12 protein-coding genes are annotated in these 14,820 nt (G+C 60.2%); 5 read left to right on the top strand and 7 right to left on the bottom strand.

Translation table 11 applies throughout. From position 1 onward, the window contains the following. Positions 1-3 precede the first annotated feature (3 nt). The 3 genes from ACKZ62_RS24640 to ACKZ62_RS24630 form a co-directional block, all read right to left on the bottom strand. Complete coding sequence (locus tag ACKZ62_RS24640) at positions 4-963, bottom strand: YbgA family protein (protein WP_447095939.1); 960 nt, start codon at positions 961-963, stop codon at positions 4-6. 113 nt (positions 964-1,076) lie between these two features. Next, positions 1,077-1,292, bottom strand: coding sequence for a TIGR02450 family Trp-rich protein (locus ACKZ62_RS24635; protein WP_032886144.1), 216 nt, complete (start codon positions 1,290-1,292; stop codon positions 1,077-1,079). Further along, the gene (locus ACKZ62_RS24630) at positions 1,289-2,275 is read right to left on the bottom strand and encodes an NAD(P)/FAD-dependent oxidoreductase (RefSeq protein ID WP_095183781.1); all 987 of its coding nucleotides are present in this window, start codon (positions 2,273-2,275) and stop codon (positions 1,289-1,291) included. Before ACKZ62_RS24630 ends, ACKZ62_RS24635 begins: the two co-directional genes overlap by 4 nt. A 212-nt stretch (positions 2,276-2,487) precedes the next feature. Between ACKZ62_RS24630 and ACKZ62_RS24625 the strand changes: the two genes are divergently transcribed. Both ACKZ62_RS24625 and hemH read left to right on the top strand, forming a co-directional pair. Continuing rightward, positions 2,488-3,387, top strand: a complete 900-nt coding sequence (locus tag ACKZ62_RS24625; RefSeq protein WP_032886147.1) for a TIGR01777 family oxidoreductase — start codon at positions 2,488-2,490, stop codon at positions 3,385-3,387. A gap of 14 nt (positions 3,388-3,401) precedes the next feature. Beyond that, the gene (gene hemH, locus ACKZ62_RS24620; protein WP_032886152.1) at positions 3,402-4,427 is read left to right on the top strand and encodes a ferrochelatase; all 1,026 of its coding nucleotides are present in this window, start codon (positions 3,402-3,404) and stop codon (positions 4,425-4,427) included. On the opposite strand, the gene ACKZ62_RS24615 is transcribed toward hemH, so the two are convergent. Beyond that, on the bottom strand, positions 4,422-6,527 hold the full coding sequence (locus tag ACKZ62_RS24615) for a TonB-dependent siderophore receptor (RefSeq protein ID WP_447095938.1): 2,106 nt from the start codon (positions 6,525-6,527) through the stop codon (positions 4,422-4,424). The genes hemH and ACKZ62_RS24615 overlap by 6 nt on opposite strands. 112 nt (positions 6,528-6,639) lie before the next feature. Beyond that, positions 6,640-7,794, bottom strand: coding sequence for a Do family serine endopeptidase AlgW (algW, locus tag ACKZ62_RS24610; protein WP_032886161.1), 1,155 nt, complete (start codon positions 7,792-7,794; stop codon positions 6,640-6,642). Between the two features lie 102 nt (positions 7,795-7,896). On the opposite strand from algW, the gene ACKZ62_RS24605 reads away from it, so the two are divergent. The 3 genes from ACKZ62_RS24605 (at position 7,897) to cysN (ending at position 11,617) form a co-directional block, all read left to right on the top strand. Beyond that, the gene (locus ACKZ62_RS24605) at positions 7,897-8,655 is read left to right on the top strand and encodes a Nif3-like dinuclear metal center hexameric protein (protein WP_032886163.1); all 759 of its coding nucleotides are present in this window, start codon (positions 7,897-7,899) and stop codon (positions 8,653-8,655) included. A 136-nt stretch (positions 8,656-8,791) separates the two neighbouring features. Continuing rightward, on the top strand, positions 8,792-9,709 hold the full coding sequence (cysD, locus tag ACKZ62_RS24600) for a sulfate adenylyltransferase subunit CysD (RefSeq protein WP_032886164.1): 918 nt from the start codon (positions 8,792-8,794) through the stop codon (positions 9,707-9,709). Between the two features lie 9 nt (positions 9,710-9,718). Further along, on the top strand, positions 9,719-11,617 hold the full coding sequence (cysN, locus tag ACKZ62_RS24595) for a sulfate adenylyltransferase subunit CysN (RefSeq protein ID WP_122680396.1): 1,899 nt from the start codon (positions 9,719-9,721) through the stop codon (positions 11,615-11,617). Positions 11,618-11,792: 175 nt separating this feature from the next. Here the strand turns inward: cysN and ACKZ62_RS24590 are convergent, their stop codons facing one another. Both ACKZ62_RS24590 and pta read right to left on the bottom strand, forming a co-directional pair. Further along, positions 11,793-12,692: a 1-acylglycerol-3-phosphate O-acyltransferase, YihG family gene (locus ACKZ62_RS24590; RefSeq protein ID WP_032886168.1), complete on the bottom strand. Its 900-nt coding sequence runs from the start codon at positions 12,690-12,692 to the stop codon at positions 11,793-11,795. After that, complete coding sequence (gene pta, locus ACKZ62_RS24585; RefSeq protein ID WP_099601957.1) at positions 12,693-14,792, bottom strand: phosphate acetyltransferase; 2,100 nt, start codon at positions 14,790-14,792, stop codon at positions 12,693-12,695. Positions 14,793-14,820 lie beyond the last annotated feature (28 nt).

The following is a 14,820-nucleotide window of genomic DNA, read 5'->3' as shown; positions in this document are numbered from 1 at the left end:
GGTCTAGATCGCATTACGCAGGCTGAGATTTTCCGGGTGCGGTTGCAGGTACGCCTGCTGCGCGATGTAGCGGTCCGGGTGTTGGCGAAAGTGATGCTTGAGCAGCGTCAGCGGCACCACCAGCGGCACGATGCCGTGGCGGTATTGGCCGATGACGGTTTGCATTTCCTGCTTGTCATCGGCGCTGATCACTTGCTTGAGGTAGCCGCTGATGTGTTGCAGCACATTGGTGTGGGTGCCGCGAGTGGCGCATTTGGTCAGGCCGGTCATCAAATCGCTGAAGTAAGACTCGGCGAGTTCATTGAGGTCGGTGCCTTTGCCCATGCTGCCCAGCAGGTGACCCAGGCTTTTGTAATGGGCGGGACTGTGGGCCATCAGCAGGTATTTGTAGCGCGAGTGAAAGGCCAGCAGGCGGTGACGGGTCAGCCCTTCGGCCAGCAGCTTTTGCCAGCTGGCGTAGACGAAAACGCGGGTCAGGAAGTTTTCCCGCAGCACCGGGTCGTTCAGTCGGCCGTCTTCTTCGACCGGTAGGTTGGGGTGGCGCGCGCAAAACGCCTGGGCATAGATGCCGCGTCCGCCACCGTCGACCGGTGTGCCGTTTTCGCGGTACACCTTGACTCGCTCCAGTCCACAGGACGGCGACTTCTGCATGAAGATGTAGCCGCACAGATCGGTATGTTCTTCAGCCATCTGCTGGCCGTATTCGTTCAGGGGCTGGGTCACGTTGAGTTCGCGGCGCACAGTGCCCACGGCCTGCGGATGGGCAGGGTCGCCAACCAGGCGGATCGGTTCGCGGGGGATGCCCAGGCCGATCGCAACTTCGGGGCACAGGGGCACAAAGTCGAAGTAGTCGGCGAGGGTTTGGCTGCAGAGCAGGGACTGTTTATGGCCGCCATTGAAGCGCACGTTCTCGCCTATTAGGCAGGCGCTGATAGCGATCTTCGGTTTTGCGCTGCTGGACATGGCCAAACCTCTGCAAGATTCTTGTACAAGCGTTGATTTCTGTACAACTAATCTCATCATAGGTCTGAAGCTGTACAAGTCAAATTATTTGTACAGGTTTTTTGCGGGGGAGACTATTTCCAGCCCATTTTCCATGCCTCGGCATTCTGCAAGGTCTGCCACGGAAGGCGTTCGCCGCGTTTGGTCATGATGGCTTGCAGCTCGATTTCCAGCACCGTGCCTTCTTCATCCCGAAACAGCTCGGTGACCAAAAAGTGTTTTTCCTTATTACGGGGATGTGCTGCTGTCCACTTTGACAGCAGCAGCTTGGCGGGGTTGATGCGGTTCATTGCAGGTGCTCGATCAGGCGTCGCGCGGCTTCCTGGCCACTGAGCCAGGCGCCTTCCACTCGACCGGACAGGCACCAGTCGCCACAAACGTACAGACCCAGGTCGGCATCGGCCAGCACACCGAATTCATGGCTGCTGGACGGCCGCGCATAGAGCCAGCGGTGCGCTAGGCTGAACGACGGCGCAGGCATGGCGCTGTGCAGTAACTCGGCGAAGGCGCCGTGCAGGTGTTCGATCACGGCTTCCTTGGACAGGTCCAAGTGGGCTTTGCTCCAGGCGCTGGTGGCGTGCAGCACCCAGGTGTCGAGGGTGGTGTCGCGTCCAGGTTTGCTACGGTTACGCGCCAGCCAGTCGAGGGGGCTGTCCTGCACGAAGCAGCCTTCCATTGGCGTATCAAGGGGGGTGTCGAAGGCCAGGGCGATGGCCCAGGTGGGGTCCATTTTTACCCCTGCGGCGGCGCTGGCCAGCTTTGGCGCAGCAGCGAGCAGGGCGGTGGCTTGTGGCGCTGGCGTGGCGATGATCACGTGGCTGAATGGTCCATGATTGCCACCGTCAGCGTCGAGCAGGTTCCAGTGTTGAGTCCCTTGGAACACCTCGGTAATGCGGCAACCGAACTCCACCGGCAAGTCATCGAGCAGGGCACGGGTGATGGCGCTCATGCGCGGTGAGCCTACCCAGCGGATCTGCTCGTCGGGGGAAGGGGTGAGCTGGCCGGATTTGAAGTTGTACAACTGCGGTTTCCACTGCTCGGCCCAGCCGTTGCTTTGCCAGCGTTGCACTTCATTGACGAAGCGTCGGTCGCGGGCTGTGAAGTATTGGGCGCCCATGTCCAGCGCACCGGCATCACTGCGCTTGCTGGACATGCGGCCGCCACTGCCGCGGCTTTTATCGAAGAGTTGCACAGCGTGCCCGGCGTCTCGTAACGCTCGGGCGGCGGAGAGACCGGCGATGCCGGTACCGATGATCGCGATGGGGACAGTCATGGAGGGCCTCGTTCTACCGTTGGGTACAGACTACGCCGACACCAATAGCTGTACAATATTGTTTTTTGGTATAAGTTTTGGCGTACCTGAACGTGTGGCGTGGCCTATGGTTAAAGCTGAGGCTTAAACAACAGTCACGCACGATTACAAATTGATCCCTGCTTATAAAATAGACCAGTGATCGGCGGCGAACGTTACATGAGGAAGATCCCATGCACATTTTGCTGACCGGCGGTACCGGCTTGATCGGCCGCCAACTCTGCCAACACTGGCTCGGTCAAGGCCATCGCCTGACCGTGTGGAGCCGTCATCCCGAAGAGGTTGCCGCCTTGTGTGGCGCCGAGGTGCTGGGCGTTGCGCGCCTGGAAGAGGTGATCGGCGTCGTGGACGCTGTGGTCAACCTCGCCGGCGCCGCCATCGCCGATCGTCCCTGGACCCACAAACGCAAGGCGCTGTTGTGGAGCAGTCGCATCGGTCTTACCGAAACCCTGTTGGCGTGGCTGGAAGGTCTTGCGCAAAAGCCGGCGGTGTTGATTTCCGGCTCGGCGGTGGGCTGGTACGGCGACGGTGGTGAGCGCGAACTGACCGAGGCCAGTGGTCCGGTACAGGACGATTTTCCCAGCCAGCTCTGTATCGCCTGGGAGGAAACCGCCCAGCGTGCCGAAGCTTTGGGCATGCGCGTGGTTCTGGTGCGCACCGGTTTGGTATTGGCGGCCGAGGGCGGCTTTTTGTCGCGGCTGCTGCTGCCGTTCAAACTGGCGCTGGGCGGGCCTATCGGTAATGGTCGGCAGTGGATGCCATGGGTGCATATCAAGGATCAAATCGCCCTGATTGATTTTCTTCTGCACAAGGATGACGCCAGCGGTCCTTATAATGCCTGCGCCCCACACCCAGTGCGTAACCGCGAGTTCGCCAAGACCCTGGGCCAGGTACTGCACCGCCCGGCGTTCATGCCGATGCCAGCCTTTGCGCTGAAGGTAGGCTTGGGTGAGTTGTCGGGGCTGTTGCTGGGCGGGCAGAAGGCGATTCCCGAACGCTTGATGGCCGCCGGTTTCACTTTCCAGTTCACTGAGTTGCATACGGCTTTGGATGACTTGTCCAGCCGCCTCTAGAAATAGGATGTTGCATGACGGATCACGCGTTGTTACTGGTCAACCTGGGTTCACCGGCGTCCACTTCGGTGGCGGATGTGCGCAGCTACCTTAACCAGTTTTTGATGGACCCTTATGTGATTGACTTGCCGTGGCCGGTACGTCGATTGCTGGTGTCGCTGATCCTGATCAAGCGCCCCGAGCAGTCGGCCCATGCCTATGCGTCGATCTGGTGGGATGAAGGTTCGCCGCTGGTTGTGCTCAGTCGTCGCCTGCAACAGCAGATGACGGCGCAGTGGACACAAGGCCCGGTGGAACTGGCCATGCGTTATGGCGAGCCGTCCCTGGAAACGACACTGACGCGCCTCGCCACCCAGGGTATTCAGAAGATCACCCTGGCGCCGTTGTACCCGCAGTTCGCCGACAGCACCGTGACCACGGTGATCGAAGAAGCCCGGCGCGTGGTGCGAAGCAAGAAACTGAATGTGCGACTCTCGATTCTGCAGCCGTTCTACGACCAGCCGGAATACCTTGATGCCCTGGCGGCGAGCGCACGGCGTTATGTCGAGCAGGATTACGATCACTTGCTGCTGAGCTTCCATGGTTTGCCCGAGCGCCATCTGACTAAGCTCGACCCGACTGGCCAGCATTGTTTCAAGGATGCCGACTGCTGCAAGAAAGCCTCGCCTGAAGTGCTTGCCAAATGCTATCGCGCACAATGTTTCAGTGTTGCCCGCGATGTAGCCGCCCGTCTGGGTTTGCCGGATGGCAAATGGTCGGTGGCGTTTCAATCGCGTCTGGGCCGTGCGAAGTGGATCGAGCCCTACACTGAAGCTCGCCTGGAGGCGCTGGCCCAGCAAGGCGTGAAAAAGCTGCTAGTGATGTGCCCGGCGTTTGTGGCCGATTGCATCGAGACCCTGGAAGAAATTGGCGATCGCGGGTTGGAGCAGTTCCGCGAGGCGGGGGGCGAGGAGTTGGTGTTGGTGCCGTGCTTGAATGATGATCCGCAGTGGGCGGCGGCGCTCAATACTTTGTGCGAAAGAGCGCCGTTGTCCCTATAGGCTTAGGCTCAAGCTGACGGTGAGATTGCGCGGTTCGCCGGGGCTGATCCAGTAGTTGCTGTAGGACCGCTCGTAGTACTTCTCGTCAAACAGGTTGTTCAGATTCAGGCCCACAGTCACGTTCTCGGTGGCTTTGTAGTGCGCCAGCAAATCCACGGTGTGGTAGGCCGGCAGTTCAAAACTGCTGCCGGCTTCACCCGAGCGGTCACCCACATAGGTGAACGCCGCGCCCACGTCTGAGCCGCGCAAGGCGCCGTCCTGGAATTCATACACCCCCAACAGACTGCCGCTGCGCTTGGCCACGCCGAGAATGCGGCTGCCCGCCGGAATGGCCTTGTCGCCCTTGGTCACCTCGGCGTCAATGTAGGCGAAGGCGCCGATCACTCGCACCGCGTCGGTCAGTTGCCCGGTCAGTTGCAGATCAAAGCCCTGGCTGCGCGCCTTGCCCATTGCACGGTTGGTGTTGGTGGCCGGGTCCAGGGCCAATACGTTTTCCTTTTCGATATGGAACGCCGCGAGGGTAGCGCTGAGGCGGTCGTCGAACAGCTCGCTCTTGATCCCAACTTCATAACCCACGCCTTCTTCGGGCTTGAAGGTGTTACCTGTCGCGTCCAGGCCGCTGTTGGGTTTGAACGAAGTGGAGGCGTTGGCGAACACGCCGACTTCGGGGGTGAGTTGATAAAGCAGGCCGGCGCGCTGAGTAAGAGCGTCGTGAGTTTGCCGGCTCGGTGGGACGTTTCGAGTGAAGTCGTCGACGTTTTGCTGGAAATGCTCGAAGCGTGCGCCGACCATGCCGCGCAGGCGATCGGTAAAGACGATCTGGTCTTGCAGGTTAAGCGCGTGGCTTTTGGTGTGCTCGAAAAAGTCGGTGCCGGAGCGTATGCCATTGGGTTTGGTTTGGCCGTAGACCGGGTTGTAGATGTCGATGGCGTACGAGCTACCGGGGCTGCCGGCGATGGCCGTCACGCGTTCCTTCTTGCGGTAGTCCTCGTATTCAGTGCCGATCAACAGTTCATGCTGCCAGCTGCCGACGTCGAAAAGGCCGCGCAGTTCCAACTGGGTGATGCTGTCGTGCCAGCCCATGGAGCGTTCGCGGTAGCGGCGGTTTAGGGTATGGCCATCTGCATTGAGAGCGCGGTTTTCCGAGGCGTCGCCCCACAGGCTGCCTTGTTTGTAGTGGCTGGCCAGGCGCAGTTTCCAGGCGTCGTTTAGGTGATGTTCGAGGGTCGCCTGGATGCGATTGTTGTGGTTGTCGATGTCTCCGTCGTTGGGTTCGCCGAGGAAGGTTTCGCGTGACAGGCCGGGGGCGTCGACGATGCCACGGTCGAAGGTTGAGCTGTGGCGCACGAATTCACTTTCGACGAGCAGGCTGGTGTCTGGGTCCAATTGCCAACTGAACGAGGGCGCGACGAACACGCGCTTGCTCTGCACGTGATCGCGGAAGCTGTGGTTGTCTTCGACTGCCAGGTTGACCCGCGACAGCACGTGGCCTTCGCTGTCCAGCGGCGTGTTGACGTCGAGAGCGGTGCGATAACGGTCCCAACTGCCGGCACTGGTTTGCAGGGTAGTGAAGGCTTCTGGCTGAGGTTTTTTGGTCACGATATTCACGGTGCCCCCTGGGTCGCCACGCCCGTACAAACTGGCCGCGGGGCCTTTGAGCACTTCGATGCGTTCGATAGTGGCCGCGTCCGGTGTGCTCGGGTAACCACGGTTGGCGCTGAAACCGTCTTGATAGAACTCTGAGGTGGTGAAGCCGCGCACGCTGTATTCGTAGAGTGTCAGGCCGCCAAAGTTATTTTGCTTGGATACGCCGCCCGCGAATTCCAGGGCGCGTTCCACGTTGGTGCTGCCCAGGTCCTTGAGCACCGTGGCCGGAATAACGCTGATGGATTGTGGGATATCGCGCAGGGCCGTGTCGGTTTTAGTCGCACTGGCTGAACGCGTGGCGCGGTAGCCCTTCACTGGGCCGGTTGCGGATTCATAGGCGTCGGTGGTGACGCTGATGGTATCGAGTTCGACGGTGGTTTCTTCGGCAAAAGCGGGATCAAGCAGCAAGCCCAAGGCCAGGCCAGCCAAGGGGGCAGTTCTTCGAGACGGCATGATAGAGCGTTCCAATAACGATATTGAAACAATATAACATGACCAATGAGAATGAATCGCTATGAAATGTTGGCTTGTAGGTGCCCGCGAACGGGCACCTCAGCGAAGCGGCTTATTCCTCTTCTTTAACCGGAGCAGGCGGCGGGCGCAGTCCGATTTCCGCCGACAACTTGATCTCTTTGCCGTTGCGCATCACCAGGATCGTCACCTTATCGGTCGGCTTGATCCGTGCCACCTGGTTCATCGATTTGCGACCATCACCCGCCGGTTCGCCGTTGATGCTCAGGATCACGTCACCCAATTGCAGCCCGGCTTTTTGTGCCGGACCGTCGCGGAAGATCCCGGCGACCACAATGCCTGGGCGCCCGGTCAGGCCAAACGACTCGGCCAGTTCCTTGGTCAGCGGCTGCACTTCGATCCCCAGCCAGCCGCGAATCACCTGGCCGTGCTCGATGATCGACTTCATCACTTCCATCGCCAGCTTCACCGGGATCGCAAAACCGATGCCCTGGGAACCGCCCGACTTGGAGAAAATCGCCGTGTTGATACCGGTCAAGTTGCCATTGGCATCCACCAGCGCGCCGCCGGAGTTGCCAGGGTTGATCGCCGCGTCGGTCTGGATGAAATCTTCGTAGCTGTTAAGCCCCAGCTGGTTGCGTCCGGTGGCGCTGATGATGCCCATGGTCACCGTCTGTCCCACCCCGAACGGGTTGCCGATGGCCAGTGCCACATCACCCACCCGCAGTCCATCGGAGCGGCCGAGAGTGATGGACGGCAGGCTTTTCAAATCGATCTTCAATACCGCCAGATCCGTTTCCGGGTCGCTGCCCACCACACGAGCCAGGGTCTCGCGACCATCACGCAGGGCCACCACAATCTGGTCGGCGCCGGTGGTAACGTGGTTGTTGGTGAGGATGTAGCCCTCGGGGCTCATGATCACCCCGGAACCCAAGCTGGACTCCATGCGCCGTTGCTTGGGCCCGTTGTCGCCGAAATAGCGGCGGAACTGTGGGTCTTCAAACAGCGGATGCGCTGGTTTGTTGATGACCTTGGTGGTGTACAGGTTGACCACTGCCGGCGCGGCAATGACCACTGCGTCCGCGTATGTCACCGGGCCTTGTACCACCGCGCTGGTTTGCGGTGCCTGTTGCAGGTTCACATCAAGGCTCGGTAAGCCCACCCATTGGGGGAAACGCTGAATAATCAGCATCGCGATCAGCACGCCAGCCAACAATGGCCATCCAAAAAAACGCAGTGCCTTGAGCATCAAGTAAGTCCTGACAGGTTGCAGGGGGCGGGAGAGCGCCCATAATGTCGCGCATTATACGAGGCTGCGAGCGCCTCGGAACGGGATATTTAGGAGTCTTTTATGGCCGTCCCCCTTACCACCCTCGTTGAGGAAGCAGACCGCTACCTCGGCAGTGCAAAAATCCCCGACTACTGCCCCAACGGGCTGCAAGTCGAAGGTCGCCCGCAGGTGATGCGCATCGTCAGCGGCGTGACCGCCAGCCAAGCCCTGCTGGACGCAGCCGTCGAAGCCCAGGCCGATTTGATCCTGGTGCACCACGGTTATTTCTGGAAAGGCGAAAACCCCTGCATCACCGGCATGAAGCAACGGCGACTGAAAACCCTGCTCAAGCACGACATCAGTCTCCTGGCCTACCACCTGCCGTTGGACCTGCACCCCGACGTCGGCAACAACGTGCAGCTTGCCAAGCAGTTGGACATCACCGTCGAGGGCCCGCTGGACCCAAGCAACCCCAAGATCGTCGGCCTCGTCGGCTCCCTCGCCGAACCTTTGTCGCCCCGTGACTTCGCCCGCCGCGTACAGGACGTCATGGGCCGCGAACCGCTGCTGATCGAAGGCAGCGAGATGATCCGCCGCGTCGGCTGGTGCACCGGCGGTGGCCAAGGCTACATCGACCATGGGATTGCCGCCGGCGTTGATCTGTTCCTCAGCGGTGAAGCTTCCGAGCAAACCTTCCACAGTGCGCGGGAAAACGACATCAGCTTCATTGCCGCCGGGCACCACGCAACCGAGCGCTACGGTGTGCAGGCTTTGGGAGATTATTTAGCGCGACGTTTCGCCCTGGAGCATCTGTTTATCGATTGTCCCAACCCGATTTGAGCGCCAAACCTGGGGGCATATTCTTATATCGTTTCGATCTAGCTGGCTCCCTGAATAGAAGAAGGTGCTGTGCTAGCATGCCTCGCTCGAACACGGCCCGCTGGCCGTCCATAAGATCGTTTTTCCGTGAGTAGCCATGGTCGACAAACTGACGCATCTGAAACAGCTGGAGGCGGAAAGCATCCACATCATCCGCGAGGTCGCCGCCGAGTTCGACAACCCGGTGATGCTCTACTCGATCGGTAAAGACTCCGCCGTGATGTTGCATCTGGCACGCAAGGCCTTCTTCCCGGGCAAACTGCCGTTCCCGGTGATGCACGTCGATACCCGCTGGAAATTCCAGGAGATGTACGCGTTCCGCGACAAGATGGTCGAAGAACTGGGCCTGGACCTGATCACCCACGTCAACCCCGATGGTGTTGCGCAGGGCATCAACCCATTCACCCACGGCAGCGCCAAACACACCGACATCATGAAGACCGAAGGCCTTAAGCAGGCATTGGACAAGCATGGTTTCGACGCTGCCTTCGGCGGTGCCCGTCGCGATGAAGAGAAATCCCGTGCCAAAGAGCGCGTGTACTCGTTCCGCGACAGCAAGCACCGCTGGGACCCGAAGAACCAGCGCCCCGAGCTGTGGAATGTCTACAACGGCAACGTCAACAAGGGTGAGTCGATCCGTGTGTTCCCGCTGTCCAACTGGACCGAGCTGGACATCTGGCAGTACATCTACCTTGAAGGCATCCCGATCGTGCCGCTGTACTTTGCCGCCGAACGCGATGTCATCGAGAAGAACGGCACGTTGATCATGATCGACGACGACCGCATCCTCGAGCACCTGTCCGACGAAGACAAAGCCCGTATCGTCAAAAAGAAAGTACGTTTCCGTACCCTTGGCTGCTACCCGTTGACGGGCGCGGTGGAGTCCGAAGCCGAGACGCTGACGGACATCATTCAGGAAATGCTCCTGACGCGAACTTCCGAGCGCCAGGGCCGTGTCATCGACCACGATGGTGCAGGCTCGATGGAAGATAAAAAACGTCAAGGCTATTTCTAAGGGGCTGTCATGTCGCATCAATCTGATTTGATCAGCGAGGACATCCTCGCCTACCTGGGCCAGCACGAGCGCAAAGAGATGTTGCGCTTCCTGACCTGCGGCAACGTCGACGACGGCAAAAGCACCCTGATCGGGCGCCTGCTGCACGACTCCAAGATGATCTACGAAGATCACCTGGAAGCCATTACCCGCGATTCGAAGAAGTCCGGCACCACCGGCGATGACATCGACCTGGCGTTGCTGGTCGACGGCCTGCAGGCCGAGCGTGAGCAGGGCATCACCATCGATGTTGCCTACCGCTACTTCTCCACCGCAAAGCGCAAATTCATCATCGCCGACACTCCTGGCCATGAGCAGTACACCCGCAACATGGCTACCGGTGCCTCCACCTGTGACCTGGCGATCATCCTGATCGATGCCCGCTACGGTGTGCAGACCCAGACCCGTCGCCACAGCTTCATCGCGTCGTTGCTGGGCATCAAGCACATCGTCGTTGCCATCAACAAGATGGACATCAATGGCTTTGACCAAAGCGTATTCGAGTCGATCAAGGCTGATTACCTGAAGTTCGCCGACGGTATCGCGTTCAAGCCGAGCACCCTGGCATTCGTGCCGATGTCGGCGCTCAAGGGTGACAACGTGGTGAACAAGAGCGAGCGTTCGCCTTGGTACACCGGCCAGTCGCTGATGGAAATCCTCGAAACCGTCGAGATCGCCAACGACCGCAACTACACCGACCTGCGTTTCCCGGTGCAGTACGTTAACCGTCCAAACCTTAACTTCCGCGGTTTCGCCGGCACCCTGGCCAGCGGCATCGTGCATAAGGGCGACGAAATCGTTGTTCTGCCATCGGGCAAGAGCAGCCGCGTCAAATCCATTGTCACCTTCGACGGTGAACTGGAGCACGCCGGCCCAGGTCAGGCCGTGACCCTGACCATGGAAGACGAGATCGACATCTCCCGTGGCGACCTGTTGGTGCATGCCGACAACGTGCCGCAAGTGACTGACGCCTTCGATGCCATGCTGGTGTGGATGGCCGAAGAACCGATGCTGCCGGGCAAGAAATACGACATCAAGCGCGCCACCAGCTATGTGCCGGGTTCCATCACCAGCATCGTGCACCGCGTGGACGTGAACACCCTGGCCGAAGGCCCGGCGAGTTCGTTGCAACTGAATGAGATTGGCCGGGTCAAGGTCAGCCTCGACGCCGCCATCGCGTTGGACGGTTACGACAGCAATCGCACCACGGGCGCGTTTATTGTCATCGACCGTTTGACCAACGGCACCGTCGCCGCGGGCATGATCATCGCACCGCCTGTTACCCACGGCAGCGCGGCGCAGCACGGCAAGTTGGCTCATGTGGCCACTGAAGAACGTGCCCTGCGCTTTGGTCAGCAACCGGCCACCGTTCTGTTCAGCGGCCTCTCGGGCGCTGGCAAAAGCACCTTGGCCTACGCGGTTGAGCGCAAGCTGTTCGACATGGGCCGTGCAGTGTTCGTACTGGATGGTCAGAACCTACGCCACGACCTGAACAAAGGCTTGCCTCAGGATCGTGCCGGGCGCACCGAGAACTGGCGTCGTGCTGCTCACGTGGCACGTCAGTTCAACGAGGCCGGCCTGCTGACCCTGGCGGCGTTCGTTGCCCCGGATGCCGAAGGCCGTGAACAGGCCAAGGCGCTGATTGGCAGCGACCGCCTGCTGACCGTCTACGTGCAAGCGTCGCCGTTGGTGTGCGCCGAGCGTGATCCGCAAGGTTTGTACGCTGCCGGTGGGGATAACATCCCTGGCGAGTCCTTCCCGTACGACGTGCCGTTGAATGCCGATCTGGTACTCGACACCCAGGCTCTGTCGTTGGAAGAGAGCGTCAAGCAAGTGCTGGAGCTGTTGCGTCAGCGCGGCGCGATCTAAACTTCGCGGCCACAAAAAAGCCCGCCACCGAGTGATCGGTGGCGGGCTTTTTCACATCTTCAAGATCGGGCGCGGTCAAATGTGGGAGGGCGCTTGCCCCCGATAGCGGTGGGTCAGCTACGGCTGCATCAACTGATACTCCCTCATCGGGGGCAAGCCCCCTCCCGCAGGTTGATCATCGCTTGCTTGGGAATTCGGTGTGAAGCTGCTCCAGCAACGCATCCTTGGTTTCCCACAGCTGGTTAATCCACCCCTGGAACGCCAGCCGATACTCCGCATCCTGCTCATAATTCCTGCCGACGAACTCGGCTGGAATCTGCACCTCTTCAAACTGCACCACCACGTCCTGCACCTTCCCGCAGAGCAAGTCCCAATACCCAGGGCGTCCGCCAGGGTAGTGAATGGTCACGTTGACCAGTGATTTCAGCTGTTCCCCCATGGCATCCAACACAAACGCGATTCCGCCCGCCTTGGGTTTGAGCAAGTAGCGAAACGGCGACTTCTGCTGGGCATGTTTGCCCGGCGTAAACCGAGTGCCTTCGGCAAAGTTGAAAATCCCTACCGGGTTTGCGCGAAACTTCGCACAGGTCTTGCGGGTGGTTTCCAGGTCTTTGCCTTTCTTCTCCGGGTGTTTCTCCAGATAAGCCTTGGTGTAGCGCTTCATGAACGGAAAGCCCAACGCCCACCACGCCAGACCAATCACCGGCACCCAGATCAATTCCTGCTTGAGGAAGAACTTCAGCGGGCGAATCCGTCGATTGAGCACGTATTGCAACACCATGATGTCGACCCAGCTCTGGTGGTTGCTGGTCACTAGGTACGAGTGCTGATAGTCCAGCCCTTCAAGGCCTTTGAGATGCCAACGCGTTCGCTGTACCAGGTTCATCCAGCCCTTGTTGTTGGTTACCCAGGCTTCGTGGGTGTGGTTCATCAGCCATTCGCTGAAGCGTTTGGCAAACGGTAGCGCCTTGAACAGCGCGACGATGAATAGGAACGAACACAGCAGTATCGTGTTCAGTGCCAGCAACAGCGAAGCGATGACCCCGCGCACGGCGGCAGGTAGAAAATCCAGCATTTAGATATCCATTGGTCGGTTGGCGGCTTGGATCGCAGTCAGTGCGATGGTGTACACGATGTCGTCGACCTGGGCGCCACGGGGCAGGTCGTTGACCGGTTTGCGCAGGCCCTGCAGCATTGGGCCAAGGCTTACGCAGTCGGCGCTGCGTTGCACGGCTTTGTGGGTGGTGTTACCGGTGTTCAGATCGGGGAAGACGAACACCGTGGCTTTGCCGGCGACCTGGCTATTGGGCGCCAATTGCCGCGCTACGTTTTCGTTGGCGGCGGCGTCGTATTGCAGCGGGCCGTCGATCAGCAGCGAGCTTTGCTGTTCGTGGGCGAGCAGGGTGGCCTCGCGGACTTTTTCCACTTCTTCTCCACTGGCTGAATCACCGCTGGAATAACTGATCATCGCCACACGTGGGGTAATGCCGAATGCCGCCGCCGAATCGGCGCTTTGCAGGGCGATTTCCGCCAGTTCCGCAGCGCTTGGGTGCGGGTTCATCACGCAGTCGCCGTAGACCAGCACCTGCTCGGGGAACAGCATGAAGAACACGGACGACACCAGGGTGCAGCCCGGCGCCGTTTTGATCAGCTGCAGGGCAGGGCGGATGGTGTTCGCGGTGGAGTGGATAACGCCAGAGACCAGGCCGTCCACTTCGTCCAGCGCGAGCATCATCGTGGCGATCACCACGGTGTCTTCCAATTGTTGCTCGGCCATTGGCGCGTTGAGGCTCTTACTTTTGCGCAGCGCGACCATCGGTTCGACGTAGCGTTGGCGGATCAGGTCCGGGTCGAGAATCTCAAGGCCTTCAGGCAATTCGATGCCTTGGGCGCGGGCGACGGCTTCCACGTCTGCCGGCTTGGCCAGAAGCACGCAGCGCGCGATGCCCCTTGCCTGGCAGATAGCGGCGGCTTGCACGGTCAGCGGCTCGCTGCCTTCGGGCAGCACAATGCGTTTGTTGGCAGCCTGGGCGCGTTGGATCAACTGGTAGCGGAACACCGCCGGCGATAGACGCATCTCCCGCGGCGTGCCGCAGCGCTGGTGCAGCCAGCGCGCGTCGAGGTGGCTGGCGACGAAATCGGTGATGATCTCCGCACGCTCACGGTCATCAATGGGGATTTCCTTGTTGAGGTTGTTGAGCAGGTTAGCGGTCTCGTAGGAACCGGTACTCACCGACAAAACCGGCAGCCCAGCCTGGAAGGCGCCGCGGCACAGATCCATGATGCGCGGGTCGGGCAGGGTATCGCTGGTCAGCAGCAGGCCGGCCAGGGGTACGCCGTTGATCGCGGCCAGGCTGACGGCGAGGATGATGTCGTCACGGTCGCCGGGGGTCACCACCAGCACGCCGGGCTTGAGCAGCTCTACGGTGTTGCGCATAGTGCGGGCGCAAATGATGATCTTGGTCATGCGCCGAGTTTCGTAGTCGCCGGCGTTGAGGATCTGCGCGCCCATCAGGTCGGCTACGTCGCGGGTGCGCGGCGCGTTGAGTTCCGGCTGGTAAGGGATGCAGCCCAGCAGGCGGAAGTCACCGCTGCGCAACAGCGGCGAATGTTCTTTCAGGCGCGCCGAGAAAGCTTCCATGCTTTCGTCGGTGCGTACTTTGTTGAGGATTACGCCGAGTACCTTCGGGTCTTTCGGGCCGCCGAACAACTGGGCCTGCAATTCCACGCGGCCTGAGAGTTCGGTAAGCACTTCGTTTTCCGGAGCGGAGACAAGAATCACTTCAGCATCCAGGCTCTTGGCCAAGTGCAGGTTGACCCGCGCCGCGTAGCTGGCGTTGCGGGTCGGCACCATGCCTTCGACGATCAGTACATCCTTGCCCACCGCGGCCTGCTGATACAGCGTGATAATTTCTTCGAGCAGTTCATCCAGCTGGCCGTCGCCGAGCATCCGCTCTACATGGGCGAGGCCCAGGGGTTGTGGAGGCTTCAGGCCGTGGGTGCGTGCCACCAGTTCGGTGGAGCGTTCTGGGCCGGTGTCGCCAGGATGCGGTTGGGCAATCGGCTTGAAGAAGCCGACTTTCAGCCCGGCCCGTTCAAGGGTGCGCACCAGCCCTAGGCTGATGGAGGTCAGACCCACACCAAAATCGGTGGGCGCGATAAAAAAAGTCTGCATGCGAATTCTCTGGAGGTGCATGGCTTCG

The organism is Pseudomonas sivasensis, from assembly GCF_052938085.1.
Note: the sequence above shows the minus strand (reverse complement) of the source record. Positions and strands in the feature narration are given on the sequence as shown.

Coding starts and splice junctions, on each gene's coding strand:
- pta (WP_099601957.1), bottom strand. CDS start 14,792: ATGCAGACTTTTTTTATCGCGCCCACCGATTTTGGTGTGGGTCTGACC.
- ACKZ62_RS24635 (WP_032886144.1), bottom strand. CDS start 1,292: ATGAACCGCATCAACCCCGCCAAGCTGCTGCTGTCAAAGTGGACAGCA.
- ACKZ62_RS24615 (WP_447095938.1), bottom strand. CDS start 6,527: ATGCCGTCTCGAAGAACTGCCCCCTTGGCTGGCCTGGCCTTGGGCTTG.
- cysD (WP_032886164.1), top strand. CDS start 8,792: ATGGTCGACAAACTGACGCATCTGAAACAGCTGGAGGCGGAAAGCATC.
- ACKZ62_RS24625 (WP_032886147.1), top strand. CDS start 2,488: ATGCACATTTTGCTGACCGGCGGTACCGGCTTGATCGGCCGCCAACTC.
- hemH (WP_032886152.1), top strand. CDS start 3,402: ATGACGGATCACGCGTTGTTACTGGTCAACCTGGGTTCACCGGCGTCC.
- ACKZ62_RS24630 (WP_095183781.1), bottom strand. CDS start 2,275: ATGACTGTCCCCATCGCGATCATCGGTACCGGCATCGCCGGTCTCTCC.
- cysN (WP_122680396.1), top strand. CDS start 9,719: ATGTCGCATCAATCTGATTTGATCAGCGAGGACATCCTCGCCTACCTG.
- algW (WP_032886161.1), bottom strand. CDS start 7,794: ATGCTCAAGGCACTGCGTTTTTTTGGATGGCCATTGTTGGCTGGCGTG.
- ACKZ62_RS24590 (WP_032886168.1), bottom strand. CDS start 12,692: ATGCTGGATTTTCTACCTGCCGCCGTGCGCGGGGTCATCGCTTCGCTG.
- ACKZ62_RS24605 (WP_032886163.1), top strand. CDS start 7,897: ATGGCCGTCCCCCTTACCACCCTCGTTGAGGAAGCAGACCGCTACCTC.
- ACKZ62_RS24640 (WP_447095939.1), bottom strand. CDS start 963: ATGTCCAGCAGCGCAAAACCGAAGATCGCTATCAGCGCCTGCCTAATA.